The organism is Neisseria sp. P0021.S006 (assembly GCF_051956895.1).
On the sequence record NZ_JBQCWZ010001175.1, the window covers coordinates 1 to 469 of the forward strand.

1 protein-coding gene and 1 pseudogene are annotated in these 469 nt (G+C 46.9%); both read right to left on the reverse strand.

Annotated features, from left to right (window positions below; all coding sequences use genetic code 11):
* Positions 1–210, reverse strand: a 210-nt coding sequence (locus ACTHUM_RS19325; RefSeq protein ID WP_440403908.1) for an NAD(P)H-dependent oxidoreductase subunit E, incomplete at its 3' end; no start/stop codon positions are given.
* A 53-nt stretch (positions 211–263) separates the two neighbouring features.
* Positions 264–469: pseudogene (locus tag ACTHUM_RS19330) on the reverse strand (pyruvate kinase); the annotation flags it as partial.

Consider the following 469-nt stretch of genomic DNA (forward strand, 5'->3'; position numbering starts at 1 on the left):
GTCGTACATATTGTAGAAAGTAGCGACTTCGTAGGCTTGTGCAGGCGAGATGCCGATATAGTTTGCGACAAAGGCGATGGTCTCAGGAGCAAGCCAGCCTTTTTCGGTCTGGGCAATACGCAGCGCACCCATAATGGCGGAGCGGTGGCAATCAGCTGGGTATTTGGCCAGTTCTGTGTCGATTTGTTGCAACGATTGTGCGGATAACATGGTTTTATTCTCGATAAAATGATGGGCAGGTTTCAGACTGCCTGAAGACTAATTTAAACGGTTAAATCCACTCTTCGTTTTGCAAATGATTTCACTACGGCTTCATACCATTGTTTAATGGTTTGAGTGGTTTCCACATCATCATTGGCGCAGCGGTTTAGTGTACCGCGCGGCTGTTTTAATATTTTTGGGTCAATCGCCCAATCCAATACGCGGATAGGACGGCGGTTCACAATCCATGCAGTTTCCGGATTTGCAT